The 26,150-nt window shown below is 71.8% G+C and carries 29 protein-coding genes; 10 read left to right on the forward strand and 19 right to left on the reverse strand.

Annotated elements, in window-relative coordinates; translation table 11 throughout:
- Nucleotides 1-85: 85 nt before the first annotated feature.
- The 5 genes from HOO61_RS01150 to HOO61_RS01170 form a co-directional block, all read right to left on the reverse strand.
- Nucleotides 86-862, reverse strand: a complete 777-nt coding sequence (locus HOO61_RS01150; protein WP_172256165.1) for an SDR family oxidoreductase — start codon at nt 860-862, stop codon at nt 86-88.
- Between the two features lie 77 nt (nt 863-939).
- The gene (dapF, locus tag HOO61_RS01155; protein ID WP_172256167.1) at nt 940-1,725 is read right to left on the reverse strand and encodes a diaminopimelate epimerase; all 786 of its coding nucleotides are present in this window, start codon (nt 1,723-1,725) and stop codon (nt 940-942) included.
- Between the two features lie 28 nt (nt 1,726-1,753).
- Nucleotides 1,754-3,619 carry a gamma-glutamyltransferase gene (ggt, locus tag HOO61_RS01160; protein ID WP_172256169.1) on the reverse strand — a complete coding sequence of 622 codons (1,866 nt, stop codon included), beginning with the start codon at nt 3,617-3,619 and terminating at the stop codon, nt 1,754-1,756.
- Nucleotides 3,620-3,730: 111 nt separating this feature from the next.
- Nucleotides 3,731-4,249, reverse strand: coding sequence for a dihydrofolate reductase family protein (locus HOO61_RS01165; protein ID WP_172256171.1), 519 nt, complete (start codon nt 4,247-4,249; stop codon nt 3,731-3,733).
- 97 nt (nt 4,250-4,346) lie between these two features.
- Nucleotides 4,347-4,922 carry a TetR/AcrR family transcriptional regulator gene (locus tag HOO61_RS01170; RefSeq protein ID WP_172256173.1) on the reverse strand — a complete coding sequence of 192 codons (576 nt, stop codon included), beginning with the start codon at nt 4,920-4,922 and terminating at the stop codon, nt 4,347-4,349.
- A gap of 65 nt (nt 4,923-4,987) precedes the next feature.
- Between HOO61_RS01170 and HOO61_RS01175 the strand changes: the two genes are divergently transcribed.
- A complete protein-coding gene (locus tag HOO61_RS01175) occupies nt 4,988-5,605 on the forward strand; it encodes an NAD(P)H-dependent oxidoreductase (RefSeq protein WP_172256175.1) in 618 nt (205 codons plus the stop codon).
- Nucleotides 5,606-5,771: 166 nt separating this feature from the next.
- On the opposite strand, the gene miaA is transcribed toward HOO61_RS01175, so the two are convergent.
- Nucleotides 5,772-6,683 carry a tRNA (adenosine(37)-N6)-dimethylallyltransferase MiaA gene (gene miaA / locus HOO61_RS01180; protein WP_172256177.1) on the reverse strand — a complete coding sequence of 304 codons (912 nt, stop codon included), beginning with the start codon at nt 6,681-6,683 and terminating at the stop codon, nt 5,772-5,774.
- A gap of 36 nt (nt 6,684-6,719) precedes the next feature.
- Here miaA and HOO61_RS01185 point away from each other — a divergent pair, with 36 nt between their 5' ends.
- The 3 genes from HOO61_RS01185 to HOO61_RS01195 are packed head-to-tail and all read left to right on the forward strand — an operon-like array spanning nt 6,720 to nt 7,793.
- On the forward strand, nt 6,720-6,938 hold the full coding sequence (locus HOO61_RS01185; RefSeq protein ID WP_172256179.1) for an antitoxin: 219 nt from the start codon (nt 6,720-6,722) through the stop codon (nt 6,936-6,938).
- Between the two features lie 20 nt (nt 6,939-6,958).
- Nucleotides 6,959-7,462, forward strand: coding sequence for an NUDIX domain-containing protein (locus HOO61_RS01190; RefSeq protein ID WP_172256181.1), 504 nt, complete (start codon nt 6,959-6,961; stop codon nt 7,460-7,462).
- A 25-nt stretch (nt 7,463-7,487) separates the two neighbouring features.
- Nucleotides 7,488-7,793, forward strand: a complete 306-nt coding sequence (locus HOO61_RS01195; protein WP_172256183.1) for a hypothetical protein — start codon at nt 7,488-7,490, stop codon at nt 7,791-7,793.
- 50 nt (nt 7,794-7,843) lie between these two features.
- Here HOO61_RS01195 and HOO61_RS01200 read toward each other — a convergent pair whose 3' ends face one another.
- Nucleotides 7,844-8,821: a type IV toxin-antitoxin system AbiEi family antitoxin domain-containing protein gene (locus HOO61_RS01200; RefSeq protein WP_216658505.1), complete on the reverse strand. Its 978-nt coding sequence runs from the start codon at nt 8,819-8,821 to the stop codon at nt 7,844-7,846.
- Between the two features lie 127 nt (nt 8,822-8,948).
- On the reverse strand, nt 8,949-10,454 hold the full coding sequence (gene miaB / locus HOO61_RS01205; protein ID WP_172256185.1) for a tRNA (N6-isopentenyl adenosine(37)-C2)-methylthiotransferase MiaB: 1,506 nt from the start codon (nt 10,452-10,454) through the stop codon (nt 8,949-8,951).
- Nucleotides 10,455-10,538: 84 nt separating this feature from the next.
- Here miaB and HOO61_RS01210 point away from each other — a divergent pair, with 84 nt between their 5' ends.
- The 5 genes from HOO61_RS01210 (at nt 10,539) to HOO61_RS01230 (ending at nt 14,487) form a co-directional block, all read left to right on the forward strand.
- Complete coding sequence (locus tag HOO61_RS01210) at nt 10,539-11,036, forward strand: 2'-5' RNA ligase family protein (RefSeq protein WP_172256187.1); 498 nt, start codon at nt 10,539-10,541, stop codon at nt 11,034-11,036.
- A gap of 59 nt (nt 11,037-11,095) precedes the next feature.
- Nucleotides 11,096-11,872, forward strand: coding sequence for an amino acid ABC transporter ATP-binding protein (locus HOO61_RS01215; RefSeq protein ID WP_172256189.1), 777 nt, complete (start codon nt 11,096-11,098; stop codon nt 11,870-11,872).
- Between the two features lie 85 nt (nt 11,873-11,957).
- Nucleotides 11,958-12,848: a glutamate ABC transporter substrate-binding protein gene (locus HOO61_RS01220; protein WP_172256191.1), complete on the forward strand. Its 891-nt coding sequence runs from the start codon at nt 11,958-11,960 to the stop codon at nt 12,846-12,848.
- A gap of 92 nt (nt 12,849-12,940) precedes the next feature.
- A complete protein-coding gene (locus HOO61_RS01225; protein WP_172256193.1) occupies nt 12,941-13,630 on the forward strand; it encodes an amino acid ABC transporter permease in 690 nt (229 codons plus the stop codon).
- Entirely contained in the window at nt 13,627-14,487 is an 861-nt protein-coding gene (locus HOO61_RS01230) for an amino acid ABC transporter permease (protein WP_172256195.1), read from the forward strand. The genes HOO61_RS01225 and HOO61_RS01230 overlap by 4 nt, the downstream gene beginning before the upstream one ends.
- On the opposite strand, the gene HOO61_RS01235 is transcribed toward HOO61_RS01230, so the two are convergent.
- From HOO61_RS01235 to HOO61_RS01255, 5 genes are all read right to left on the reverse strand, one after another.
- Nucleotides 14,484-14,957: a hotdog fold domain-containing protein gene (locus HOO61_RS01235; protein WP_172256197.1), complete on the reverse strand. Its 474-nt coding sequence runs from the start codon at nt 14,955-14,957 to the stop codon at nt 14,484-14,486. The two genes, HOO61_RS01230 and HOO61_RS01235, sit on opposite strands and share 4 nt — an antisense overlap.
- Nucleotides 14,958-14,990: 33 nt before the next feature.
- Nucleotides 14,991-15,905, reverse strand: a complete 915-nt coding sequence (locus HOO61_RS01240) for a HemK/PrmC family methyltransferase (protein ID WP_172256198.1) — start codon at nt 15,903-15,905, stop codon at nt 14,991-14,993.
- Nucleotides 15,902-16,750, reverse strand: a complete 849-nt coding sequence (locus HOO61_RS01245) for an SGNH/GDSL hydrolase family protein (protein ID WP_172256200.1) — start codon at nt 16,748-16,750, stop codon at nt 15,902-15,904. Before HOO61_RS01245 ends, HOO61_RS01240 begins: the two co-directional genes overlap by 4 nt.
- A 75-nt stretch (nt 16,751-16,825) precedes the next feature.
- Nucleotides 16,826-17,203 carry a VOC family protein gene (locus tag HOO61_RS01250; protein ID WP_172256203.1) on the reverse strand — a complete coding sequence of 126 codons (378 nt, stop codon included), beginning with the start codon at nt 17,201-17,203 and terminating at the stop codon, nt 16,826-16,828.
- Nucleotides 17,200-18,003, reverse strand: a complete 804-nt coding sequence (locus HOO61_RS01255) for a trans-aconitate 2-methyltransferase (protein ID WP_172256205.1) — start codon at nt 18,001-18,003, stop codon at nt 17,200-17,202. The genes HOO61_RS01250 and HOO61_RS01255 overlap by 4 nt, the downstream gene beginning before the upstream one ends.
- Nucleotides 18,004-18,213: 210 nt before the next feature.
- Between HOO61_RS01255 and HOO61_RS01260 the strand changes: the two genes are divergently transcribed.
- Nucleotides 18,214-18,699, forward strand: coding sequence for a MarR family winged helix-turn-helix transcriptional regulator (locus HOO61_RS01260; protein ID WP_172256207.1), 486 nt, complete (start codon nt 18,214-18,216; stop codon nt 18,697-18,699).
- Nucleotides 18,700-18,715: 16 nt separating this feature from the next.
- Here the strand turns inward: HOO61_RS01260 and HOO61_RS01265 are convergent, their stop codons facing one another.
- The 6 genes from HOO61_RS01265 to HOO61_RS24415 form a co-directional block, all read right to left on the reverse strand.
- The gene (locus HOO61_RS01265) at nt 18,716-20,554 is read right to left on the reverse strand and encodes an ABC-F family ATP-binding cassette domain-containing protein (protein WP_172256209.1); all 1,839 of its coding nucleotides are present in this window, start codon (nt 20,552-20,554) and stop codon (nt 18,716-18,718) included.
- A 207-nt stretch (nt 20,555-20,761) separates the two neighbouring features.
- Nucleotides 20,762-22,303, reverse strand: coding sequence for a flotillin family protein (locus tag HOO61_RS01270; RefSeq protein ID WP_172256210.1), 1,542 nt, complete (start codon nt 22,301-22,303; stop codon nt 20,762-20,764).
- Between the two features lie 54 nt (nt 22,304-22,357).
- Nucleotides 22,358-22,855 (reverse strand): hypothetical protein, encoded by a 498-nt coding sequence (locus HOO61_RS01275; protein WP_172256211.1) that lies wholly within the window; start codon nt 22,853-22,855, stop codon nt 22,358-22,360.
- A gap of 150 nt (nt 22,856-23,005) precedes the next feature.
- Nucleotides 23,006-23,899, reverse strand: coding sequence for a 4-(cytidine 5'-diphospho)-2-C-methyl-D-erythritol kinase (locus HOO61_RS01280; RefSeq protein WP_172256212.1), 894 nt, complete (start codon nt 23,897-23,899; stop codon nt 23,006-23,008).
- The gene (gene rsmA / locus HOO61_RS01285; protein WP_172256213.1) at nt 23,896-24,765 is read right to left on the reverse strand and encodes a 16S rRNA (adenine(1518)-N(6)/adenine(1519)-N(6))-dimethyltransferase RsmA; all 870 of its coding nucleotides are present in this window, start codon (nt 24,763-24,765) and stop codon (nt 23,896-23,898) included. The genes HOO61_RS01280 and rsmA overlap by 4 nt, the downstream gene beginning before the upstream one ends.
- A 107-nt stretch (nt 24,766-24,872) precedes the next feature.
- The gene (locus HOO61_RS24415; protein WP_367649973.1) at nt 24,873-26,018 is read right to left on the reverse strand and encodes a transglycosylase family protein; all 1,146 of its coding nucleotides are present in this window, start codon (nt 26,016-26,018) and stop codon (nt 24,873-24,875) included.
- Nucleotides 26,019-26,150: the final 132 nt, after the last annotated feature.

The following is a 26,150-nucleotide window of genomic DNA, read 5'->3' on the forward strand; positions in this document are numbered from 1 at the left end:
ACCATCCACCCTTTCGGGCGACCCGTGCCGGGGTTCGCCCGAATCGTGGACGACGGTCTGGACCAGTGCAGCGGTCAGGCCGACGTCACTTGGGTGGCATCCGGATGCCGCCGTCGACGCGGATCGTCTCGCCGTTCATGTAGGAGTTGGTCAGGCACTCCACGACCATGCTGGCGAGCTCCTCCGCGCGGCCGAGGCGCTTCGGGAACAGGACGTTCTGGCCGAGGTTGGCCTTGAACTCCTCGGGGTTGGGGAACGCGTCGTAGATCGGGGTGTCGATCAGCCCGGGCGCCACGGTGTTGAGCCGGATGCCGGCCGCCGACAGGTCGCGTGCGACGGGCAGGGTCATGCCGACGACGCCGCCCTTGGAGGCGGAGTAGGACGCCTGGCCGATCTGGCCGTCGAACGCGGCGACCGAGGCGAGGTTCACGATCGCACCGCGCTGGCCGTCGGCGTCGGGCTCGTTGCGGCTCATCACGGTCGCGGCCTGGCGGGTCATGTCGAAGGTGCCGATCAGGTTGATCTCGACGACCTTGCGGAAGGCGTCGAGGTCGTGGGCCTGCTCGAGCAGCCCGTCGCGACCGATGGTGCGCTGCGCCCAGCCGATGCCGGCGGAGTTGACGCACGCGCGCAGCGGGGCGATCTCGGCGGCCGCCTCGACGGCGGCGGCGACCTGCTCTGTCTTCGTCACGTCGACGGAGGCGAAGACGCCGCCGATCTCCGTGGCCAGCGCCTCGCCCTTCTCGGCGTTGAGGTCGGCGACGACGACCACGGCGCCCCGGGCAGCGAGGGCTCGCGCGACGGCGGCACCGATGCCGCTCGCGCCGCCGGTGACGATGGCGGTGGATCCGGTGATGTCCATGGCCCGGATCGTAGACGGGTCGAGTGCGCGGCCCCGCGGCGGATGGTGCCGCGAGCGCACTCGACCTCGGGCGTGGCTCAGAGGTCGGTGACGCCCTCGGCGACGAGCACGGCAGGGCCGGTCATCAGGACGCGGTCGTCCTCGGTCCACACCACGTGCAGCGTGCCGCCGGGCAGGTCGACGCGGTACGTCGTCCCGCGGGGCGCGTCGTCGGCCAGTGCCGTGGCGACCGCCACCGCGCAGGCGCCGGTGCCGCAGGAGCGGGTCTCGCCCGAGCCGCGCTCGTGCACCCGCATCGCCACGTGGTGCTCACCGCGACGCACCACGAACTCGACGTTGACGCCCTCGGGGTAGATCGCGTCGTCGTGCTCCGGCGGCTCGAGCAGCGGGCCCGGCTCGGCCAGGTTGTCGACGTACGCCACGGCGTGGGGGTTGCCCATCGAGACGTGGACGGCGGGCCAGGTGTGGCCCATCACCGACACCTCGGTCTCGCCCAGCACCTCGGGGGTGCCCATGTCGGCGGTGTACTCGTCGCCGGTCCGGTCGAGGACCTTCACGCCCGCGCGCGTCCCGATGCGCATCGGGAAGGGCTCGCCCTCGTGCTCGTGGAGGTAGCGGGCGAAGACCCGGATCCCGTTGCCGCACATCTCGCTGAGCGACCCGTCGGCGTTGCGGTAGTCCATGAACCAGCCGTCGCCCTGACGGACGGCCCGGAGCACGCCGTCGCCGCCGATGCCGGACCGGCGGTCGCACAGCGCCCGCACCCGCTCCGCGGACAGGTCACCGTGGACCGTGCCGTCGGGGTCGGGCAGCACCACGAAGTCGTTCTCCGTGCCGTGGCCCTTGCGGAAGGGGTAGCTCACGCCCCGATCATGGCAGGCCCGCGGACGACTACCGCGGGTCGACCACCTTCGCGGACCCCTTGCCGCGACGGCTCGGCTCGGCCACCGCGGTCAGCCGCTTGCGCGGCCCGATCTCGATCGCCGTCGCCGCACCGATCTCGGCGGCGCTGGTGAACGCGTCGCCCGCCGGGACCAGCGTGTGCCCGAGCGCCGTCAGCGCCGGACCGTAGGTCGCGATGAACGCCGGCTCGGCGGTCACGTTGGTCGTGTTGCGCTGGGTGGCGCGCGGCGCCGCGATGGCCTCCTCGATCGTCATGCCGAGGTCGATGCGGTTGACCAGCATCTGCAGCACGGTCGTGATGATCGTCGAGCCACCGGGCGAGCCGAGGGCGAGGAACGGCTTGCCGTCCTTGAGCACGATCGTCGGCGACATCGAGCTCCGCGGACGCTTGCCGGGCTGGATGCGGTTGGGGTCGGCGGCGTCGTACACGGTCGAGAAGTCGGTGAGCTCGTTGTTGAGCAGGAAGCCGTGGCCCGGCACGACCATGCCCGAGCCGCCGGTCTGCTCGATGGTGAGGGTGTACTCGACGACGTTGCCCCACTGGTCGGCGACCGTGAGGTTGGTGGTGGAGATGTTCTCGGTGTCGGCGTCGGTGGTGCCCTTCGCCGTCGACGGGGAGCACACGCCGTCGTACGACGTCACGTCACCCGCCGCGACCGGCTTGGTCGCGGCCTTCGCCGGGTCGAGGAAGCAGGCCCGCTCGGCGGCGAACCGGTCGTCGAGGAGCCGCTTGGTCGGCACGTCGACGAAGGCGGGGTCACCGAGGTACTTGCCGCGGTCGGCGTAGGCCAGGGCACTGGCCTCGAGGTAGTGGTGGAGCGCCTGCTCCGCCGTCATCGACGAGAGGTCGTAGCGCTCCAGGATGTTGAGCGCCTCGCCGACGGTCGTGCCGCCCGACGAGGAGGGCGCCATGCCGTAGACGTCGTGGCCGCGGTAGGTGGTGCGGACGGCACGCTGCGAGCGGACGCGGTAGTCGCGCAGGTCGCGCGCGGTGAGCCAGCCGGCGGGCACGGGGAGCTCGGTGTTCTTGGTGGTGCGGGGCTTGCGCACGACCTCCGACATCAGCCGGGCGAGCTTGCCGCGGTAGAACGCCTTCGTGCCCCGCTGGGCGATCATGTCGTAGGTCTCGGCGAGCTCGGGGTTGCGGAAGACCGAGCCGACCTTGGGGGCGTCGCCCTTGGGCAGGAACAGCTTCTTGGTGTCCTTGAAGGCCGCGAAGCGCACCTCGTTGTCGAGCGTCTGCTGGCGGAAGGTCTCGTCGACCTTGAAGCCGCGACGCGCGACCTTGGTGGCCGGAGCCAGGGCGTCGGCGAGCGAGAGCGTGCCCCAGTTGGCGAGCGCCTTGTCCCAGGTGGCGAGGGTGCCGGGGGTGCCGACGCTCGCGCCGCTGGTCACCAGGTCGGGGGTGAACGGGTAGGGCTTGCCCGTCGCCGGGTCGATGAAGGCGTCCTGCGGCATCTTCATCGGGGCGGTCTCGCGGCCGTCGAGCGTGCGGACCTTGCCGGACTTGGCGTTGTAGAAGACGAAGTAGCCGCCTCCGCCGATGCCGGCGCTGTAGGGCTCGGTGACGCCGAGCGTCGCCGCAGCCGCCACCGCGGCGTCGACCGCGTTGCCGCCCGCCTTGAGGACCTTGAGCCCGGCAGCGCTCGCCTCGGGGTCGACCGTGCTGATCGCGCCGCCCTTGCCGACCGCGGTCGGATCCTTGACGGTCGGGCGGTCCGAGGTGGTCGACGGCGCCGGCGCGGCCTGCGGCGCGGGCTGGGCGGGGACCGGGGTCGCGACGAGCGCGGCAGCGACGGCGAGTCCGCTGGCGGCCGAGATACCGGCGGTGACGCGGCGGGCGAGGTGGGACATGGGGGTTCCTCCCGAGAGTCGGTGATCCCACCCTGCCCCCGCCCCTGCAGGTTGTCCAACACCCCCGCGGGTGCGTCGTCGCGCACCCGCCTCGCGCGGTCAGCGGACGACTCAGCGGACGACGGAGTAGCGCCCGCACATGAAGTCGCGGTTGCGGGCGGTCTCCTCGAGGCGCAGCTCGACGTGGCGCGGCAGCACGGGGGCTCCGCTGCCGACGGTCACCGGGGCGTACTGGATCCACACCTCGTCGAGCAGCCCGGCGTCGTGGAACTGGCCCACCAGCTCACCGCCACCCACGACCCACAGGTCCTTGCCGTCGGCGACCTCGGTCATCTCGACGTGGACGCGGCGCACGTCGTCACGGTCGAAGCGCACGCTCGGCGGGGCATCGGGGAAGGTGCGGTGGGTCAGCACCCAGGTCGGCAGCGGCCCCCACGGGTCGTCGTCGTGGTCGAGGATCCACTGCCAGGTGCTGGCGCCCATGACACAGGCGCCGAGCCGCTCCCGGAACGCGGGGTAGGCCATCGGACCCGCTTCGTCGATGTCACGCGAGGTGAGCCAGTCGAGCGAATGGTCGTCGGTCGCGATGAAGCCGTCGAGCGTGCAGCCGGTGTAGTAGATCGTCGCCATCGGTCCACCATCGCACCGCCCACCGACACCGCGCTTGCAGCTGATGCTGACGCCCTCCCGACATCAGCCGCACGACCAGAGCCTGCCGGCATGAGGACTACCGGACGAGCGCGTCGAGGGCGGCCTCCGCCGCCTCGGGCGCGAGGTGGCCGAGCGTGATCAGCTGCGCCATCCCGTGCACCGTCGACCAGAGCGCGGCCGACAGGGCCATCGGGTCGCGACCCTCCCAGCCGGGCTCCTGCACGAGCTCGTCGACCAGGGAGCCGAGCAGCTCCTCGTTGCGGGCGATCAGGGGCGCCATCTCCGCGCTGGGTGCGCCCGCGGCGCAGTAGTCCGGGTCGAAGACCAGCGCGAACGCCTGCGGGTGGGCGGCGGCGTACGCGACGTAGGCCAGTCCGAGCGCACGCACCTTCGCAACCGTCCCCTCGGCCGCGGCGACCGCCTCCTCCTGGGCGGCCAGCAGTGCCGCCATGCCGCGCACCCCGAGCGCGCTGAGCAGCGCGGCGCGGTCGCCGAAGTGGTGGTAGGGCGCGTTGTGGCTCACCCCGGCCCGCCGGGCGACCTCGCGCAGGCTGATCTTGGCCGCCGACGTGGTCTCGAGCAGGTCGAGCGCGGCGTCCTCGAGCGCGGCCTGCAGGTTGCCGTGGTGGTATCCGGCCGCAGATCTTGACATGAGCAACATCCTACTCCAATGTGGACGTTGTCCAGATTCTTGTCACTGTCCAGATTGGAGCCACCATGGGCAACGTCCTCGTCATCGACGGCCACCCCGACCCCGCTTCTCTCACCGCCCGCCTTACTGCGTCGTACGCCGACGGCGCCGCGGCCACCGTGCTCGTCCTGCGCGACCTCGACTTCGACCTCACCCTCCACACTGGCTACCGGACGCCGCAGGGCCTCGAGCCCGACCTGGCCCGCGCGCACGAGCTGCTCGAGTGGGCCGACCACGTCGCCGTCTTCACGCCACTGTGGTGGGGCTCGGTGCCCGCGCTCCTCAAGGGCTTCTTCGACCGCACGCTCGAGCGCGGCTGGGCCTTCCGCTACAAGGACAACGGGATGCCCGAGGGCCTGCTCGCCGGGCGCACCGGCCGGCTCGCGGTCACCTCCGACTCGCCGCGGTGGTACCTGCCGCTCGTCGGCGACAGCACCGTCAAGCAGGTGCGCGGCCGCACCATGGAGTTCTGCGGCATCAAGCCGACGCGGGTCACGCGCTACGCCGACGTGCGCGGGCGGACGCCCGAGCAGATCGAGCAGTGGATCCGGGAGGCGGCCGACCTCGGCGCCGCCGACGCATCACGTCCCGGGCGTCCCGGTCGCCGACCCCACCCCGACGTCGTACGCCCGGCCGCGGCCTGAGCCTGGTTCCATCGATCGACGCCGTCGCGAGCGACACCAGGCGGGTGTGCTGGCAAGGCGGAGGGCCGAAGGCGGGCCGCCAGGCGCGTCGAGCGCGCGACAACGCAGTCAAGCGCGCCCGAATGGTGGCGCGCAGCAGGCGAGAGATCGGTGGAACCAGGCTGAGTCAGCCGAGCCGCTCGACCGCCCCGACCGCCTTCTCCACGCGGTCGGGGTCGTCGTGCGCGACCCAGACGATGCGCGGGTCCTTGCGGAACCACGAGTCCTGGCGGCGCGCGAAGCGGCGCGTGGCGACGGTCGTCTGCTCGATCGCCTCGGCGAGGCTGCGGTCGCCGGCGAGGAAGCCCATCACCTCGCGGTAGCCGATGGCCCGCGAGGCCGTGCGGGCGTCGGCGAGGCCGTGGGCCAGCAGCGCCTCGACCTCCTCCACGAACCCGCCGGCGAACATCTCCTCGACCCGCCGGGCGATCCGCGCGTCGAGCGTCGGCCGGTCGACGTCGACGCCGATCTGCACCGTCAGCGGGTCGACGTACTCCAGGCGCGGGAGGCTGGCGCTGAACGGCCGGCCGGTGAGCGCGACCACCTCGAGCGCGCGGACGACGCGGCGCCCGTTGTCGGGCAGGATCGCCGCCGCCGCCTCGGGATCCACCCCCGCCAGCCGCTCGTGCAGCGCGTGGCTGCCCACCCGCTCGAGCTCGGCCTCGAGCTCGCGCCGCAGCGAGTCGTCGGTGCCGGGGAACTCGAACCGGTCGACGATCGCGCGGGTGTAGAGCGCGGAGCCGCCGACCAGCACCGGGGTGGCGTCGCGGCCGCGGATGTCGGCGATCGCGTCGCGCGCCCAGCCCTGGAAGAGCGCGACGGTGGCGGGTGCGGTGACGTCGTACAGGTCGAGCAGGTGGTGCGGGATGCCGCGGCGCTCCGACTCCGGCAGCTTGGCTGTGCCGACGTCCATCCCGCGGTACACCTGCATCGCGTCGGTGTTGACCACCTCTCCCCCGAGCCGCTCGGCGAGGTCGAGGCTCAGCCCGGTCTTGCCGGACGCCGTCGCGCCGACGAGGGCGACGACCGGACGAGGCATGCCCCGATTGTCGCAGCGTGGCTAGTCTCGGGACCCATGGGATTCCTGGACAAGGCGAAGGCCAAGCTCACCGACGCGGTCGACCAGCACGGCGACAAGATCGCGCAGGGCATCGACAAGGCCGGCGACATGGTCAACGACAAGACCGGCGGCAAGCACGCCGACAAGATCGACCAGGCCACCGGCAAGGCGCGCGACGCGCTCGACTCCCTCGATGGCAGGAACGACGACATCCCGCCGGGCACCACCCGCTGACCCGGTTCTACGGTGGCCGCGTGAGTGACCGCTTCGCCCTCGTCCCGGCGTCCTACGTCTACCTGCTGCGCGACGGGACCGACGGCACGGAGGTCCTCCTCCAGCGACGCGGACCCGTCCCCTACATGCCCGACCACTGGGCCGCCGCGGCCGCCGGGCACGTCGAGCCGGGCGAGACGGCGTACGACGCCGCGCGCCGCGAGGCGGTCGAGGAGCTCGGCATCACCGACGTCGCGCTCGAGTTCGCCTTCTCGATGCAGCGCAGCCAGTTCGGTCCGGCGATCGAGGAACGGGTCGACTGGTTCTTCACCGCCCGCTCGTGGACGGGCGAGCCGCGGATCCTCGAGCCGGAGAAGGCGGCTGAGCTGGGGTGGTTCCCCCTCGACGCGCTCCCCGAACCGATGGTCCCGCACGAGGCGCACGCGCTCGCCCACCTGCTGTCCGGGGTCGGCTACCTCACCTTCGGGTGGGACGCTCGCCCGAGCGGGGGTGGCCGGCCGACGGCCACCGCGACAGGATCGTGATGAGTGACCCCCAGGGAGGGATTCGATGACCAACGAAGAGCTGAGCCCGATGCCCGAGCCGTACGCCGAGGAGCCTCAGCTGGTGCCCGGCGGAGTCGACGCGCTCGAGGAGGACCCCGCCGACTCGGGCCTCGCGCGTGACCTCGACCCCGACGACAACCCCGCCGTGGACGACGTCCTGCCCGACGAGATCTCCGAGCCCGACGAGAAGTCGCAGGCCCCCGACGACGGGGCTGAGGACAAGGAGTCCGACACCCCGCGGTCGTCGGGCGACGACGCACCCAGCGCCGGCCAGGAGGCCGAGGACGGCTCCCCGGAGCCCCCGGCCTGAGTCAGGATCGTGGAGGATCCGAGTCGCCAGGTGGCTCGGATCTTCCACGGTCACGCCGCCTCGAGGAAGGCGCACCCCGCGCCGCACGCTCGGCCCGGGGGCCAGCCGTCCCGTTCCAGCAGGGCCGAGACCTTGACCGCGGTCGAGCACGGCCGCCCGACGACCTGCCCCCAGGTGAGTCGAACGGTGTCGCGGCCCTCGACCGCCGCGTCGAGGTCGCGTTCGAAGTCCCGGTCCCGCTGCTCGGCGGAGTCGTGGAACAGGCGGCCGTCGAGCTCGATGAGTCGCGTCCCGTAGTCCGCGTCGCGATACACGATGCCGGTGGCCGTCCCGGCTCGGCGCTGGCGTTGGGCGCGCGGCAGGCCGTGCGGGCGCTCGACGCGGGTGAGGAACGCGTGCTCCAGCACCGAGCACGTCCCCTCGGCGACGTCCCGAAGCACTGCTTCGAGGAAGTCCCGCCGCGGCGCCCTCTTCCGGGAGGCCAGGGCCTGCCGCATCCGGACGGCCGTGGTGTGGCGGCCCTGCACCGCCCGCGCCACCGCGCCGACGGCAGCAAGGTCCCCCACTGCGGACAGCGCGACGGCGAGCGCAGCCTCGTCGTAGCGCATCCGGGGCGGACCAAGGTTCCAGTGCACCCGGTCGAGGACGAGAAAGGTGCGCGTCACCTGGACACCTCGTGGTGCCACCACTCGCCTGCTGCGAGGGACGACCACCTGGATCGGTCCGGCGTCGTCGCCGGCTCGGCCCGGACCGTCGGCAGCCCGCATGGCGGAGGCACCGCCGAGGGCCGCACCGAGGTCGGCACCGGCCAGTCCTTGCGGGCTCGAGCAGGCAAGCACAGCACCCCACGCCCGCTGCGCCCAGGACGGCTCGCCTGTGTGATCGACGTACACACCGGGCAGGAGCGGGGCAAGCTCATGGCGGCGGACGAGCCGACGTACGTCGTGGGCCTGCATGCCCACCTGCAGTGCCTGGGCGCGGGAGACCACGCCACCCTGAGCGAGGAGGAGACGATCGAGACCGGTCACGCGACCCACGGTCGCGTGCAGCGCAGTGCTGCGCGATCCCCTGCCGGCAATCTGTGGATGACCGCGATCGTGGAGGAATCAGGTCACCTGATGGCTCGGATCCTCCACAGTCTCGCGGACGAGGCGGTCAGCCGCAGGCGTTGGCCGCGGGCGGGAGGGGTGCCGGGACGCCGACCGACGGCATGCCGAGGCCCACGGAGGACGCGGCGGGCGGGGTCGACGTACGACGCTCCCAGGCGTCGCCGGCGCGGGTGCGGCGCACGGAGCGGATCGGCAGGTCGGCGACGAGGTGGTGCGGGGCGGCGTAGGTGATCTCGACGGTCACCATGTCGCCGGGGCGAACCGAGTCCTCGGAGACCTGCGAGAAGTCGGCGGCGAAGTGCACGAGCCGGTTGTCGGAGGCGCGGCCTGACAGCCGCTTGGTGGCGAGGTCCTTGCGGCCCTCGCCCTCGGCGACCATCAGCTCGACGGTGCGCCCGACGAGGGCCTTGTTCTCCGACCAGGAGATCTCCTCGACGACCTCGACGAGGCGCTGGTAGCGGTCCTTGACGACGTCGGCGGGCACCTGGTCCTCCAGAACCGCGGCCGGCGTGCCGGGACGCTTGGAGTACTGGAAGGTGAAGGCGGCCGAGAAGCGGGCGGCGCGCACGACGTCGAGGGTGGCCTGGAAGTCCTCCTCGGTCTCGCCCGGGAAGCCGACGATGATGTCGGTCGTGATCGCGGCGTCGGGGATCGCGGCGCGGACGCGCTCGATGATGCCGAGGTACTTCGACTGGCGGTAGGAGCGGCGCATGTCGCGCAGCACCTTGTCGGAACCGGACTGCAGCGGCATGTGGAGTGACGGCATGACGTTCGGCGTGGCGGCCATCGCCTCGATGACGTCGTCGGTGAACTCCGCGGGGTGCGGCGAGGTGAAGCGCACCCGCTCGAGGCCCTCGACGTCGCCGCACGCGCGCAGCAGCTTGGAGAAGGCCTGGCGGTCGCCGAACTCGACGCCGTAGGCGTTGACGTTCTGCCCGAGCAGGGTGATCTCGGTGACGCCCTCGGCGACCAGCGCCTCGACCTCGGCGAGGATCTCGCCGGGGCGACGGTCCTTCTCCTTGCCGCGCAGCGCCGGGACGATGCAGAACGTGCAGGTGTTGTTGCAGCCGACCGAGATCGAGACCCAGGCGGCGTACGCCGACTCACGCTTGGTGGGCAGCGTCGACGGGAACACCGACAGCGACTCGAGGATCTCGACCTGCGCCTCCTCCTGGACACGCGCCCGCTCGAGCAGCACCGGCAGCGAGCCGATGTTGTGCGTGCCGAAGACGACGTCGACCCACGGCGCCCGCTTCGTGATGGTGTCGCGGTCCTTCTGCGCGAGGCAGCCACCGACCGCGATCTGCATGCCGGGCGTCGCAGCCTTGACCGGCGCGAGGTGGCCGAGGTTGCCGTAGAGCTTGTTGTCGGCGTTCTCCCGCACCGCGCAGGTGTTGAACACGACGACGTCCGCCTGCTCGTCCGACGTGGCGCGCACGTAGCCGGCGTCCTCCAGCAGGCCGCTGAGCCGCTCGGAGTCGTGGACGTTCATCTGGCACCCGTGGGTCTTGACCTCGTAGGTGCGGGCTGTGGTCTCTGCGACGGTGCTCATCTCGCGCACAAGGGTACGGCGGTGGGCGGGGGCCCGGGAATCGCGAGGCCGCGCTAGTCCAGTCGGGGCACCTAGGCTCGCGCCATGCCCCGCATGCACGCGCTCGAGCTGCTGCCCGACGACGCCGGCTGCGACGTCGTACGCCGTGACTGGCAGGCGCTGCGCGACGCTGGGCTGCCCTCGCAGCTGGACCACCGCGGCACCTCCAACAGCCCGCACGTCACGGTGCTCGCCGCACCGGCGCTGGACGGCGACGACGAGGAGCGGGCGGTCGACCTGGTGACCCCGCTCCTGCCGGCGCAGGTGCGCGCGTCGGGAATCGCGCTCCTCGGCGGCACGCGCGTCTCCCTCGTCCGCGTCCTGGACGTGCCGGACCCGCTGGTGCGCGTCGTGCTCGACCTGCGGTCACGGGTGCGCGACGTGCAGCACGTCGGCTGGCTCCCGCACATCACCCTGGCCCGCCGCCTGGACCGCGCCGACGTGGGCCGGGCGGTGGAGGTGCTGGGGCACGAGGACGTGCTCCTGACGCTGGCGTCGCTGCGACTCTGGGATCCCGACGCCGGAATCGTCACCACTCTGTAATGGTCCCGACGGGCCATGTGTGATGGCCCAAGCGGTCCACCTGCCGATAGGTTGCGCCTATGACCGCGCAGGGAACGGGCACCGTCAGCGCCGGCCGGGGCGAGCCCCTCGTCGTGCTGACCGGCGTCCAGAAGCACTTCGGGCAGCTCCACGCACTCAAGGACATCGAGCTCAACGTCAAGCGCGGCGAGGTCGTCGTCGTGATCGGGCCGTCGGGCTCGGGCAAGTCCACGCTGTGCCGCACGATCAACCGGCTCGAGACGATCGACGAGGGCACGATCACCCTCGACGGCAAGGACCTCCCCCAGGAGGGCAAGGCGCTTGCCGCGCTGCGCGCCGAGGTCGGCATGGTCTTCCAGAGCTTCAACCTCTTCGCGCACAAGACGATCCTCGAGAACGTCACCCTCGGGCCGATCAAGGTCCGCGGCATGAAGAAGGAAGAGGCCGAGAAGAAGGCGCGCGAGCTGCTCGACCGCGTCGGAGTCGGCCACCAGGCGGAGAAGTACCCCGCCCAGCTCTCGGGCGGCCAGCAGCAGCGCGTGGCCATCGCCCGCGCGCTGGCCATGGAGCCGAAGGTGATGCTCTTCGACGAGCCCACCTCCGCGCTGGACCCGGAGATGATCAAGGAGGTGCTCGACGTCATGGTCGACCTCGCCCAGCAGGGCATGACCATGGTCGTCGTCACCCACGAGATGGGCTTCGCCCGCACCGCCGCAGACCGCGTCGTCTTCATGGCCGACGGCGCCATCGTCGAGGAGAACACCCCCGAGGAGTTCTTCACCAACCCACGCTCGGACCGCGCCAAGGACTTCCTCGGCAAGATCCTCAAGCACTGACCATCCCTGCCTGAACCATCCAGGCCGCAGCACACCCACCATCCACGGGGGCCGGACACTCGGCTCGGGAAAGAAGGAGAAGCAGATGCGATTCATCCGCACCAAGGCCGTGATCGCGACGGTCGGGCTGGCCCTCTCGCTGGCGGCCTGCGGCGACGCAGGTGACGACGGCGGCGAGGCCACCGACGTCGAGGTCCAGGAGAACGCCGCCGACGAGTTCGAGGACGGGACGGCGATGAAGGACTTCGCCGACTCCGGCGAGATCACCATCGGCGTCAAGTACGACCAGCCCGGGATCGGCTTCAAGGGCGCCACCGACGACATGCCGGTCGGCTTCGACCCCGAGATCGGCAAGATCCTGGCCGGCTCGCTCGGCATCGCCCCCGAGGACATCACCTGGAAGGAGACGATCTCCGACAACCGTGAGCCGTTCCTCCAGGAGGGCGAGGTCGACCTCGTCATCGCCTCGTACTCCATCACCGACGAGCGTCGCCAGGTCGTCGGCCAGGCCGGCCCCTACTACGTGACGGGCCAGCAGCTGCTGGTGAAGTCCGACAGCGACATCGAGAGCCTCGAGGACGTCGCGGGCACCGAGGTCTGCTCGGTGACCGGTTCCACCTCGCTGGAGAACATCAAGGCCGAGGGCGCCAAGCCGCGCGGCTTCGACACCTACTCCGAGTGCGTCGACCAGGTCCTGAGCGGCACGGTCGACGCCATGACGACCGACGGTGCGATCCTCCTCGGCTACGCCGCGGAGAACCCCGACGAGCTCAAGGTCGTCGTCGACCCGTTCTCCGAGGAGCGCTACGGCGTGGGCTACAGCCTCGACAAGCCCGAGATGTGCCAGTGGATCGTCGACACCCTCACCTCCGCGCAGGAGGACGGCACGTGGGGCGAGGCCTTCGAGGCCACCCTGGGCCAGTCGGGCGTCGAGACGCCCGAGCCGCCGGCGATGGACGAGTGCCCGGCCGCCTGACGCCGGAGCACCTCACCACCCGGATCACCACCTGATCGGACGCCGGCGGGCCACCAGGCCCGCCGGCGTCCCGCAGAGAGGAGCCCGCCGCCATGGATGCGGTGTTCTCGAACTTCGACGAGTTCCTGAAGGCGTTCGGCCTGACCATCGGCCTGTTCGTGGTCTCCGGCATCGCCTCGCTGGTGCTCGGGACCATCCTCGCCGTCCTCCGCGTCGGCCCCGTGTCGGTGCTCAACAAGGCGGCGGCGGTCTACGTCACGCTCTTCCGCAACACGCCGCTCCTGATGATCTTCATCTTCATCTTCATCGCGATGCCGGTGCTGGGCTACAACTTCAAGGTCGTCGAGGACATCGAGATCGCGGGCTGGAACGTCTCTGCCTTCTTCTTCCGCGCCTGCCTCGCGCTGACCCTCTACACCTCGGCCTTCGTCTGTGAGGCGATGCGCTCCGGCGTCAACGCCGTGCCGCTCGGGCAGGCCGAGGCCGGCCGCGCGATCGGCCTCACCTTCGCCCAGTCGATGAGCCTGGTGATCCTCCCCCAGGCGGCGCGCGCGGTGATCCCGCCGATGACCAGCGTGCTGATCGCCCTGGCCAAGAACACCTCCGTGGCCGCGGCCTTCGGGCTCGCCGAGGCGACCGCCACGATGCGCGGCTTCACCAACGACAACGCCGACCAGCGGATCGGCATCTTCCTCGCGTTCGCGATCGGCTACATCATCGTCGTCGAGGTCATCTCGCTGGCGTCCTACTTCGTCGAGCGAAAGGTGAGGGTGGCCCGATGAGCGCATCCGTCCTCTTCGACGCACCGGGCCCCAAGACCGTCGCCCGGCACCGCATCTACTCCGTCATCAGCGTCGCGGCACTGATCGCGCTCGTCGCCTACGCGGTCTGGGCCCTCTACGACGCCGGACAGCTCGAGTACGAGCTCTGGGAGCCCTTCCTCACGCCCGAGTACATCGAGTTCATCCTCGTCGACGGTCTCATCGAGACCCTCAAGATGGCGTTCTTCTCGATCATCTTCGCGGTGGTCTTCGGGCTCGTGTTCGGTGTCGCCAAGCTGTCCGACCACGCGTGGGTGCGCTGGCCGGCCTGGCTCGTCGTGGAGTTCTTCCGCGCCGTCCCGGTGCTGCTGCTGATGGTCTTCGCCTTCTTCCTGCTCGCCATCGGCAACGGACCCCTCACGTCGTTCTGGTGCGTGGTCATCGCCCTCACCCTCTACAACGGGTCGGTGCTGGCCGAGGTCTTCCGGGCCGGCATCAACGCCGTGCCGCGCGGCCAGGCCGAGGCGGCGTACGCCATCGGCATGCGCAAGTCGCAGGTGATGACCTCGGTGCTGCTGCCGCAGGCGGTCAAGATCATGCTGCCCGCGATCATCAGCCAGATGGTCGTCGCGCTCAAGGACACCAGCCTCGGCTACTACATCCTCGCCCCGGGCCTCACGGCCGTCGGCAAGCCGATCTACCTCGAGTTCTCCAACCAGGTGCCCACCGCGATCGTCATCACCGGCATCTACGTCGCGGTCAACCTGGTCCTCACGTGGATCGCGACCATCGTGCAGAAGCGCCTCGTCGGCGAGAAGAAGGTGCTCGACGTCCCGATGGTCGGGCCGGCTCAGGCCGGCAACGCGCCCGTCGTCTAGGCCTTGCGGGGGCTGATCCAGAGCCGGATCTCGCCCTCGACGACGACCGTGCCGTCGGTGCGCACGCCCCGCACGCGCACCGGCAGGTCGTACCCGTCACCGAGCTCCGCGGTCCACTGCCCGGGGTCGGTCTCGGCGATACAGGTGATGTCGGTCGTCGCCTTGGCGGTGTAGGCGACCTCCATCCCCTTGGGGATCCACCGCCGGTCACGCGGGATCGTCGACTCGGCGAGCGCGCCCATCGCCGCCTCGAGGCCGTTGCAGAGCGCGATGGCGTGCACCGTCCCGAGGTGGTTGTGCACCCGGCGTCGCTTCGGGATCACGAGCTCGGCACGGTCCGGCTCGATGACCGTGAACCGCGGCCGGATCGAGGCGAAGTAGGGAGCCTTCTGGCTGAAGGCGAGCGAGAAGACCCGGTGGCCCAGCGGGAGGGCGGAGGTCTTCCTCCACAGGTCGAGGACGGCAGTCATGCCGGGATGCTACCAGTGGGTAACTTTCTCTCGTCAGCTCCGACGGACGGTGATGACGCGGATGTTGCCCTCGTCGTCCTCGACCGGCTCGACGACGTCCCACCCGGGGAAGCGCGGGATCCGCTTCTGCCAGTACGACCCCTGGCCGAGGCCGATCTCGAAGCACAGCCACCCGCCGGGCCGCACCCATTCGGGCGCCTCCTGCACGAGCCGGCTGACGATCGACAGTCCCAGGCTGCCGCCGTCGAAGGCCATCCGGGGCTCGTGCTCGGAGATCTCGGCCGCCATCTCCCCCACCCGGGCCGAGGAGATGTAGGGCGGGTTGCAGATGAGTACGTCGACCTCGCCCCGCAGCTCGGCGGGCAGGGCGTCGAACAGGTCCCCCTCGTGGAGGGTGACGCGGTCCGCGACCCCGGTGAAGACCATGTTGGCCCGGGCCAGGCCGACGGCCGCCGTCGAGAGGTCGGCGGCGTGCAGCGTGACGTGCGGCGCTGCCACCGCGACGGCGGCGGCGAGGTTGCCGGCGCCGGTGCACAGGTCGACGACGAGCGAGCCGTCGGTGGTGCGGACCAGGTCGAGTGCGGTCCGCCCGAGGATCTCCGTCTCCACCCGGGGCACGAGCGCCTCCGGGCCGGCCAGGAGCTCGACCCCCATGAAGCTCTGCCGCCCGGTGAGGTGGCCCAGCGGCGACCCGGCGACGCGTCGCTCCACGAGGGCGCCGAGCAGCCGCTCTCCCTCGTCGGTCAGGGGCGCCAGCGGCGCGGCGGCCGCGGCCGCCACCGACAGCGGCGTACCTGCCGCCACGGCCCACAGGGCGCGCAGGGTCGACTCGCTGGTCTCCTCGGGATGGTCCGGCAGGATCGCGGCCTCGACCTCGAGCCGGGCGAGGTGCCGCTCGAAGAGGGGCGGCGCGTCGGTGGTGGTAGCAGCGGTGGTGGTGGCGGTCATGCGGGTGCTCCCTGCGTGAGGACGTCGAGGAACCGGGCGGCCAGCACGGTCGATCCGGCGGGGTTGAGGTGCTGGCGGTCGGCGTCGGCCCAGCCCGGGGCGAGCGTGGCCAGCCTGGTGCCGTCGGCGGCGGTGCTCTCGACGGCGGCGATGTCGAAGAGGTCGTCGTCGGCGTAGGCCTCGCGCACGAGGTCGTTGAAGCGTTCGCGGGCGTCGTTGTCGTCGCCGCGCACGAGGACCTTGAGGTGCTGCTTGATGCCGGACGGGGCCGCGGTCAGGGGCACCGTCGCGTGGAGGAACCGGACGTCGGGGTGGTCACGCTGCAGCTCGTCGAGCGTCTGCTGGTACGCCGCGAAGAGCCGGTCGACGTCCGTCGCCGCCGTCACGTCGGTGTAGCAGAGCTTGACCATCGCCACGTCCACCTCATCCGCCAGGCCGGCACGCATCGCGGTGTCGAAGTTCGCGAGCTTGCCCATCGGGTCGCCGTTGACGCCGATCTCGGCGTGGATCACTGCGCCCTGCCCGGCGGGGACCTCCGGGACCGGGTCGTCGAGCGTCACCTCCACGACCCGCGCCTCCGCGACGTCCCGCGCGGCGTAGAGGCGGTCGAGGCCGTCGAGCATGTTCCAGCCGATCGACATGTGGCCGATGAAGACGCGCTGTCCCGCGGCCTCGCGCAGCTCGGCGGGCGGTACGGACTGCGCCGCGGTGTCGGGCGACGGCTCGGGCTCGCGAGGCCCCCAGAAGCGGACCAGCACGACCGCGCCGACCGCCAGGACGACGGCAGCGCCGAGGAGCACCCGCCCGACGGCGCGTGCTCCCGTCCCCCTGCGCTCCCTCAGCACCCGGACACCGTAGGGACGGATCGGCCCCAGATGGGCGCGCGGTTGCCGAGGTGCCCCCATTCTGGGGACAGCCGTTCAGACCGGCTGCAGCACCTCGACCCGGTTGCCGTGGCCGTCGTGGGCGTGGAGGCGTACGTGGCCGGGGAACGAGTCGCGCTGGCTGTCGTCCACGTCGAAGCCGAGCGCCCGCAGCCGGCCCGCCACCTCGTCGAGGTCGTCGACGACGAAGGCCGGGTGCGCCTTGCGCGCCGGCGCGAACGGGTCCTCGACGCCGACGTGCAGCTCGGCTGCGACGGCGCCCGCGTCGTCGTACGCCCGGAACCAGCACCCGCCGCGCGCCACCAGGTCGGCCGGCTTGTCCACCTCGACCATGCCGAGCCCCTCGGCGTAGAAGCGTCGGGCCGCGTCCTCTCCCCCGGGCGGACAGGCGACCTGCACGTGGTGGAGCCTCACGGGACCGGTACCCCCTGCGGCTTGCGCGCCACCACGAAGATCCGCCGGAAGGGCAGGACGACGCGGCCCGCGGTGTCGGCCGGGTAGGCCTCGCGCAGCAGCGCCTTGAACTCGTCCTCGAAGAGCGGTCGCAGGTCGTCGGGCAGCGCCTGCAGCGTGGGCCGCGCGCCCGTGCCGGAGACCCAGTCGAAGACGGGGTCGTCGCCGGTCAGGACGTGGAGGTACGTCGTCTCCCACGCGTCGACCTCGCAGCCGAGGTCGAGCAGGACGCGGGCGTAGACGTCCGGGTCGTGGCTCGTCGGCACCCGGGCGTCGCGCACGTGCTCGGCGTACGGCGCCCGGGCCGCCAGGTCGGTGCGGGTGGTGTGGCTGGGCTCGTCGAAGTTGCCGGGCACCTGGAAGGCGAGCCAGCCGCCGGGCTGGAGGCGGTCGAGCAGGCCGGGCAGCAGCTCGAGGTGCTCGGGGACCCACTGCAGGGTGGCGTTGGAGACGAGGACGTCGATCGGCTCGCGCAGCGCGAGCGGGTCGGGGCGGGCCCAGTCGCGCAGGTCGCCGACCTCCCAGCGAATGCCGTCGACGGCGCGGGCGGCCTCGATCATCTCCGGGCTGCTGTCGACGCCCGTCACGTCGGCGCTGGGCCACCGCGCGGCGAGCAGCGCGGTGAGGGTGCCGGGGCCGCAGCCGAGGTCGACGACGACGCGCGGGTTCTCGGCAGGCACCCGGGCGAGCAGGTCGACGAACGGCCGGCCCCGCTCGTCGGCGTACGCCAGGTAGCGGTCGGGGTCCCAGGTGTGGCTCATGGCGTCCTCCACAGGCGTCGGTTCGCGGCCTTCGTCGTCCCCACCGAGATATCTGAGGACGTCCTGGTAGGTCAATCACCCGATCCACCTACCAGAACGTCCTCAGATATCCGGGCGACGAGGAAGTTCTCTTGATGTCGAGACATCTCGCACCCTCACCTCCAACAGTCTCGATGTCAAGATTCTCGACCGATCTGGCACGATGGCGGCATGCGTGACGAGGTGGACGACCTGGTCGAGGCATGGCGCCGTGAGCGCGGCGACCTGGACCTCGCGCCCGTCGAGGTGTTCTCGCGCATCAGCCGTCTGGCCCGCCACCTCGACCTCGCCCGGCGCGATGCCTTCACCGCGCACAGCATCGAGTCGTGGGAGTTCGACGTGCTCGCCGCGCTGCGCCGTGCGGGCCAGCCCTACGAGCTCTCCCCCGGCCGGCTGCTGCGCGAGACGCTCGTGACCAGCGGCACCATGACCAACCGCGTGGACCGGCTCGCCGGACGCGGGCTCGTCGAGCGGCTCCCCGATCCCCGCGACCGCCGCGGCGTGCTCGTCCGGCTGACCGCCGACGGCAAGGCCGCGGTCGACGGCGCCTTCGAGGCGCTGCTCGCGGCCGAGGCCGACCTGCTCGCCGACCTCCCGGACCGCGACCGCACCCAGCTCGCCGGGCTGCTCCGCTCGCTGCTCGCGCCGTTCAGCTGAACTCGTCGGGCTGGGGCTACTCGACGACCTCGGAGGCCTCGAGCCACTCCAGCTCCAGCTCCTCCTTCTCCGCAGCCAGCTCGCCGAGCTGTTCGCCGACGCGCGCGAGCAGGTCGTAGTCGGTGAGGTTGGCCTCCATCTCGGCGTGCAGCTCCGCCTCGCGTACGGCGATGCGCTCGAGCTGCTTCTCCACCCGGGCAAGCACCTTGCGGGCGGCGCGGTCCTCCGCGCTGCCGGCGCGTGCCTTGGGCGTGGCGGTGGCCTGCGCAGTCCCCTCGGCGGACGCTGCGTCTTGCGAAGGCGAAGCCATGGGTGCGGATCCGGATGACGCAACGGTGGCAGCCGAGGACGCAGCCGCAGCCTGGAGCGCAGCCCGCCGCTCGAGGTACTCGTCGACGCCGCGGGGCAGCATCGAGACCTGCCCGTCGCCGAGCAGGGCCCAGGTCGAGTCGGTGACCCGCTCGAGGAAGTAGCGGTCGTGGGAGACCACGATCAGCGTGCCGGGCCAGGAGTCGAGGAAGTCCTCGAGGACGTTGAGGGTGTCGATGTCGAGGTCGTTGGTGGGCTCGTCGAGGAGCAGCACGTTGGGCTCGGTGAGCAGCAGCTTGAGCAGCTGGAAGCGGCGCCGCTCGCCACCGGACAGGTCGCCGAGCCGCGCCGTCAGCCGGTCGCCGGTGAAGCCGAAGCGCTCCAGCAGGGACGTCGCGGTGATCTCCTGGCCGTCGAGGGTCTTGGTGACCCGCCGGATCGACTCGACGGTGGGCAGCACCCGCGCCTCGGGGTCGATCTCGTCGAGCGCCTGCGTGAGGTGCTGCATCTGGACGGTGCGCCCCTGCTTGACCCGGCCCACGTCGGGCGGCAAGGCACCCGAGATCAGCGACAGGAGCGAGGTCTTGCCGGCGCCGTTGACGCCCACGATCCCGACCCGGTCGCCGGGCCCGATGCGCCAGGTCGCGTGGTCGAGCAGCACCCGCTCGCCGCGCGCGAGGTCGACGTCCTCGATGTCGATGACGTCCTTGCCGAGCCGCTGGCTGGCGAAGCGCTGGAGCTCCATCCGGTCACGCGGCGGGGGCACGTCCTCGATGAGCGCGTTGGCCGCGTCGATGCGGAACTTCGGCTTCGACGTACGCGCCGGGGCGCCGCGTCGCAGCCACGCGAGCTCCTTGCGGGCGAGGTTCTGCCGCCGCGTCTCGGTGGCGGCCGCCTGCCGCTGGCGCTCGGCCTTGGCGAGGACGTACGCCGCGTAGCCGCCCTCGTAGGAGTCGACCGCACCGTCGTGGACCTCCCACGTGGTCTGGCACACGGCGTCGAGGAACCACCGGTCGTGGGTGACCACGATGAGCGCGCTCGGCAGCCCGACGAGGTGGCCGGCGAGCCAGGCGACGGCCTCGACGTCGAGGTGGTTGGTGGGCTCGTCGAGCACGATCAGGTCGTGGCGCGAGAGCAGGAGCGCGGCGAGCGCGCAGCGTCGTCGCTCGCCACCGGACAGGCCCACGACCGCGCGATCGAGCGTCACGCCCGCGAGCAGCTCCTCGACCACCTGCCGCGTGGTCGGGTCGGCCGCCCACTCGTGGTCGGCCCGTCCCCCCAGCACGGCCTCGCGGACGGTGTGGGTGTCGACGAGCTCGTCACCCTGGTGGAGGTAGCCGATCTCGACGCCGCGGGTGCGGGAGACGCGACCGGAGTCGGGCACCTCGAGGCCGGTCATCACCTCGAGCAGCGTGGTCTTGCCGTCGCCGTTGCGACCCACGACGCCGACGCGCTCGCCCAGGGAGATGCCGAGCGAGACGTTGTCGAGCAGGGGCCGCACGCCGTAGGACTTCGAGACGCGCTCGAGGTTGATCAGGTTCGCCATGTCCGAGCGATCCTCTCAGGTGCGGCCCAGCGGACGCGGATCGGCGTACGCCCTCGACTGAGCGGTGGCCCAGCCACAGTCCAGCGTCCAGGAACGTGGGTGGACCACCGCCCGTCCCGGCGGGTTGCTCCGACACGCCAGCGAGCGGTGGCCCAGCCACACTTCCCCGCTGAGGAAGGTGGGTGGACCACCGCTTCGGGCGGGCGATCAGGAAGTGGGGCGACCCTCGCCGTCGGGCGCGCCCCCGGCGAGGGAGGGCGCCGACGTGCCGTTGGTGCCGGAGTACTTCTGGATCAGCGACTCCACGTCGAGCCCGGTGGTGGCCTTGAGCATCTCCATCGTCTGCACGAGGTTGTTGGTCACCTGCTTGGGCAGCTCGCCGGCGCCGTCGGCGGAGATCACCGTCAGCTTGTCGATGCTGCCCATCGGGCGCGCCAGCTCGGCGGCCACCTTGGGCATCACCTCGATGAGCATCTGGAGCACGGCGGCCTCGTTGTAGCCGGCGAACGCCGCGGCCTTCTTGTCCATCGCCTCCGCCTCAGCCTGGCCCGCGGCGAGGATGGCGGCGGCCTCCGCCTCACCCTCGGCGCGTACGGCGTCGGCCTCCGCGACGCGGCGGGCCTTCTCGGCCTCACCGCGCTTGGCGCCCTCGATGGCCTCGGCCTCGGCGAGGGCGGAGCGGCGGGACTTCTCGCCCTCACCGGTCAGGCGGGCCTTCTCGGCCTCCGCCTCGGCGTTGGCGATCGAGGCGGCCTTGCGGGCCTCGGCCTCGAGGATCGCGGAGCTGCGGCGGCCCTGCGCCTCGGTCTCGACGCGGTAGCGCTCGGCGTCTGCCGGCTTGCGCACCTCGGTGTCGAGCTGGCGCTCCTTGAGGGCGGCCTGCCGCACGGCGACCTTCTCCTGCTCGAGCAGCACGGCCTGGTCGCGGTCGGCCTGGGCGAGGGGCCCGGCGGCCGCGGCCTGCGCGTTGGCGGCGTCGGTCTCGGCCTTGATTTCGGCGTTCTTGAGCGCGAGGGCCCGCTGGGTGACGGCGATCTCCTGCTCGGCGGCGATGCGCGCCTGCTCGGCCGCCTGGCGGGCGTTGGCCTCGGCGATGGAGGCGAGCTGGTTGAGCTTGGCGGCCTCGGGACGACCGAGGTCGGCGAGGTAGGAGCCGTCGTCGGTGATGTCCTGGATCTGGAAGGTGTCGAGCACCAGGCCCTGGCCGGTGAGCGAGGACTCGGACTCCTCGGCGACGCGCTGCGCGAAGGCGGCCCGGTCGCGGATGATCTGCTCGACCGACATCGAGCCGACGATCGAGCGCAGCGCACCGGCGAGGACCTCCTGGGTGAAGGTCTCGATCTCCTCCTGCTGGCTCAGGAAGCGCTGGCCGGCGGCGCGGATGGAGTCCTCGTTGCCGCCGACCTTGACCAGCGCGACGCCGTCGAGGTTGAGCTTGATGCCCTGCCCGGAGACCGCTCCGCGGATCTGCACCGAGATGCGGCGCGAGGACAGGTCGAGGGTGGCGAGGCGCTGCACGAACGGGATGACGAACACGCCCCCGCCCATCACGACCTTCTGGCCGGACAGGTCGGTGGAGATCTCGCCCGTCTCCGGGTTGCGCACCTCGCCCTTGCCCTTGCGTCCGGTGACGATGAACGACTCGTTGGGCCCGGCCACCTTGTAGCGCGTGGTGACCAGCAGCGCCAGCAGCACGAGGAGGACGACGAGGCCGATCACGGCGGTGACGACCGGGGACAGTCCGAACATGGGCAGTGCTCCTAGCGAGAAGGCGTACGTGGATCTGGACGGAACTGGGACGGATCAGGGAAGGAAGAGCGGCTCGACCTGGACGGCCGTGGGCGAGATGACCTGGGTGACGCTCACCTGCGTGCCGGCGGGTACGGCGATGCTCGAGCGGGCGTTGAGGCGGGTGATGTGGCCGCCGACGCTGAGCGACACGACGCCGAAGCCGCCCTCGGGGATCGCGCTGACCACCGAGCCGATCTTCTCGAGCACGTCGGTGGTGCGCACGGTGTCGCCCTCGCCGTTGCCGTGGAGGAACTTCGAGGCCCGTGCGGCGAGCCAGCCCAGCAGGACGCCGAGCACGAGACCGACGACGACGGCCAGAGTCGTCGACCCGGTCGTCGCGAGCGCGATCGCGCCACCGAAGCCGAGGGCGCCGAGGAAGCCGGCGAGGGCCTCGGTCGAGAAGAAGCCCGCGCTGAGCCCCTCGAGGGCGCCGTCCAGGACGTCGCCGACGACGAGCGCCACGAGCAGCAGCAGGACGCCGACGGCGCCCACCACCAGGAACACGGTCACGATGCCTCCCCCAGGCAATCAGTGCAGCGATCAGTGCGACGTCGTCGACGCCGCGCACAACATATCGGCATGCTCCCCCGTTCGCGGCAGTTCATGCCATCGGGTCCGGACCCCATCCGGGTCCGTGTCTGCGGCGGGCGACCGGTGCGCTCAGCCGAGCAGGTGCGCGCCGGCGACGGGACCGACGGCGGTGAGCACGACGTCGTACGACGCCGACAGCGCGGTGAGCACCTCCGTGGAGCCCTCCTGCGAGTCGCAGAGGAAGACGCAGGTGGGGCCCGAACCACTGACCATCCCGCGCAGGGCACCCTCGGCCTCGCCGCGCTCGATCAGGTCGCCGAGCTCGGGGCGCAGGTCGATGGCCGGCTCCTGCAGGTCGTTGTGCAGCGCCCGCGCCAGCCGCACGGGCTCCCCGGTGGCCAGGGCGGCGAGCAGCTCGGTGGGCTCGGCGGGCTGCGCCGGCGCATCGGGGTGGAGCCGGTCGAAGTGGCGGTAGACCTCCGGCGTCGAGAGGCCCACAGCGGCCGGGACCACGACCCACCACCACGTGCCGTGGTCGACGATCGGCTCGACCACCTCGCCGCGGCCCCGGCCCCGCGCCGTACCTCCCACGAGCGAGAAGGGGACGTCGCTGCCGAGCCGGGCGGCCTGCGCGAGCAGTAGGTCGTCGGGCTGGCGGAGGTCGTGGAGCCGGTCGTGCGCCAGCAGGGCTGCGGCGCCGTCGGCCGACCCGCCCGCCATGCCGCCCGCGACGGGGACCTGCTTGGCGATCTGCACGGCGTGCGCGCTCCCGCAGGCCACCTCGGCCAGCGCACGCAGGGCGATGTTGGTGGCGTCGGTGGGCACGCCGGCCGCGTCGACGTGCGACGAGCCGGTGACGACCAGCTCGTCCGCTGATCCTGCAGGGGCCTCGGAGACGGTGACATCGTCGTAGAGCGAGATCGCCTGGTAGACCGTGTCGAGCGGGTGGAACCCGTCCTCGCGGGGCGCGCCGACCCCGAGGTGGAGGTTGAGCTTCGCGGCCGCCCGGACCGTGACGCTCACGAGGTCGCCGCCAGGCCCTCGGCGATGCGGGCGAAGTCGTGGACGTCGAGCACCTCACCTCGGGCGGTGGGGTCGACGCCGGCCGCCTCGAGCGCGGCGGTGGCGGCGTCGGCCGAGCCGGCCAACCCGCGCAGGGCGGCGCGCACCTGCTTGCGGCGCTGGGCGAAGGCGGCGTCGACGACGGCGAAGACCTGCTCCCGGGTGGCGGTGGTGTCCGGCGGGTCGCGCCGTGTCCAGGCGACGAGGCCGGAGTCGACGTTGGGGGCCGGCCAGAAGACGTTGCGCCCGATCGCTCCGGCGCGGCGTACGTCGGCGAACCACGCGGCCTTGACGCTGGGCACGCCGTAGGTCTTCGACCCCGGTGGGGCGGCGAGCCGGTCGGCCACCTCGGCCTGCACCATCACCAGCCCCCGCTCGAGCGACGGCAGCAGGGTGAGGAGGTGGATGAGCACCGGCACCGAGACGTTGTAGGGCAGGTTGGCGACCAGTGCCGTGGGCGGCGGCCCGGGCAGGGCGTCGACGCGCATCGCGTCGGCCAGCACGACCTCGAAGCGGTCGGCCTGTTCGGGGGCGTACGACGCGATGGTGGCCGGCAGTCGCTCGGCCAGGAGCGGGTCCACCTCGATCGCGACCACCCGGCGCGCAACCCCGAGCAGCGCCAAGGTGAGCGAGCCCAGCCCCGGTCCGACCTCGACGACCACGTCGTCACCGGTGATGCCGGACTCGCGGACGATCCGCCGCACGGTGTTGGCGTCGATGACGAAGTTCTGGCCGCGCTGCTTGGTGGGCCGCAGGTCGAGCTCGGCCGCCAGCCGACGCACCTCGGCCGGCCCGAGGAGTCTCGGGCCGGCCGGGTCGGTGGTCATGGCGTCACCCTAGTGGCCGCTGTAACGCCGGGTTCATCGCTGTACCGACCCTGATGCATCGGGGTGGGTAGTTGCAGTAACCCGGCGTTACAGCACGCGGTGGCCAGTCACTGCGGCAGGCCGAGCTTGGCCGAGCAGCTCGGCCAGGAGCCGTAGCCGCCGGCCGCGTCGCGCAGCCGGGTCGCCACGGCGATCTGGGTCTCGCGGGAGGCCTGGTGCGGGTAACCGGTGCCGCCGTAGGCACGCCAGGTGCCGAGGTTGAACTGGAGGCCGCCGTAGTAGCCGTTGCCGGTGTTGATGGCCCAGTTGCCGCCCGACTCGCACTGCGCGAGCGAGTCCCACACGGTGCTGCCGCCGGCGAAGTTGGCGGCCGTCTCCTCGGGCTCGGGCTTCTCCTTGGTGCCGACGGCCACGACGCGGGCCACGGGCTTGCGGCGCACGTCGGCGTCGACCACCTTGCGGGCCGCGAGCTCGCCGTTGACGAACCGGAGCTGGTAGGTGACGGCGCGGACGCCGTCGCGACCGGCGCGCACGACCTCCTGCTCGCCCTCGAACATCGAGGAGTCCTCGCGCTCGACGACGGGGGCGTCGACCACCTCACTCTTGACCTTCTTGGTGGCCACGCGGATGTCGGTGACGACGATCTTGTCGCCGTCGGCGATCTCGGTCGTCAGCGACGGGCGCACCTTGTCGTGCCGGTCGACCTCGAAGCCGGCCGACTTGAGCACGTCGGCGACCGTCATGGCGGTCATCTTGCGCTTCTTGAGCTGCTTGGCGCCGAGCTTGAGGTGGACCACCTTGGGCGTGACGACCTCGAGCGTGAGTCCGCTGCGGCCGATCGAGGAGCCGCGGCTGGCCGACAGCGCGGCACCGTCGAACCGGCGGCCGATCTCGCCGAGGGCGCTGGCGACGTCGGTCGAGTTGACCCAGTACGTGTGGGTCGTGCCGTCGACGTCGAGCTCGAGCGGACGCCCGAACTGCACGGCGATGGCCGAGCCGTCGGTGACGGTCTCGTCGACCGCCGGGGCGACCAGGTCCTTGTCGCCGACCTCGACGCCCTCGGCCGCGAGCACGTCGGCGACGGTGTCACCGATGGCGCTGACCTGACGGGTCTCCCCGTCGAGGGTGAGGGTCACGTCCTTGGTGAGGGCTGCGTAGCCGACCGTCGTACCTCCGACGGCTGCCACCACCAGCGCCACGAGGGTCGCCAGGACTGTCTTGGACCTGCTGAGCTGCGCGAGACGAGAGCGCACGATTCTCCGAACGTCGTACTCCCCGGGCCTCGGGCGGCAGCACCCCCCGGCCGAGCGAGGCACGGCAGCCACGACGAGGTCGCGGGAGTCGTACGACGTGCGAGCGGGGGTCTCGCAGGACCGGCCCGATCC

The sequence above is a fragment of the Nocardioides sp. zg-1230 genome (assembly GCF_013155335.1).
GTDB lineage: Bacteria > Actinomycetota > Actinomycetes > Propionibacteriales > Nocardioidaceae > Nocardioides.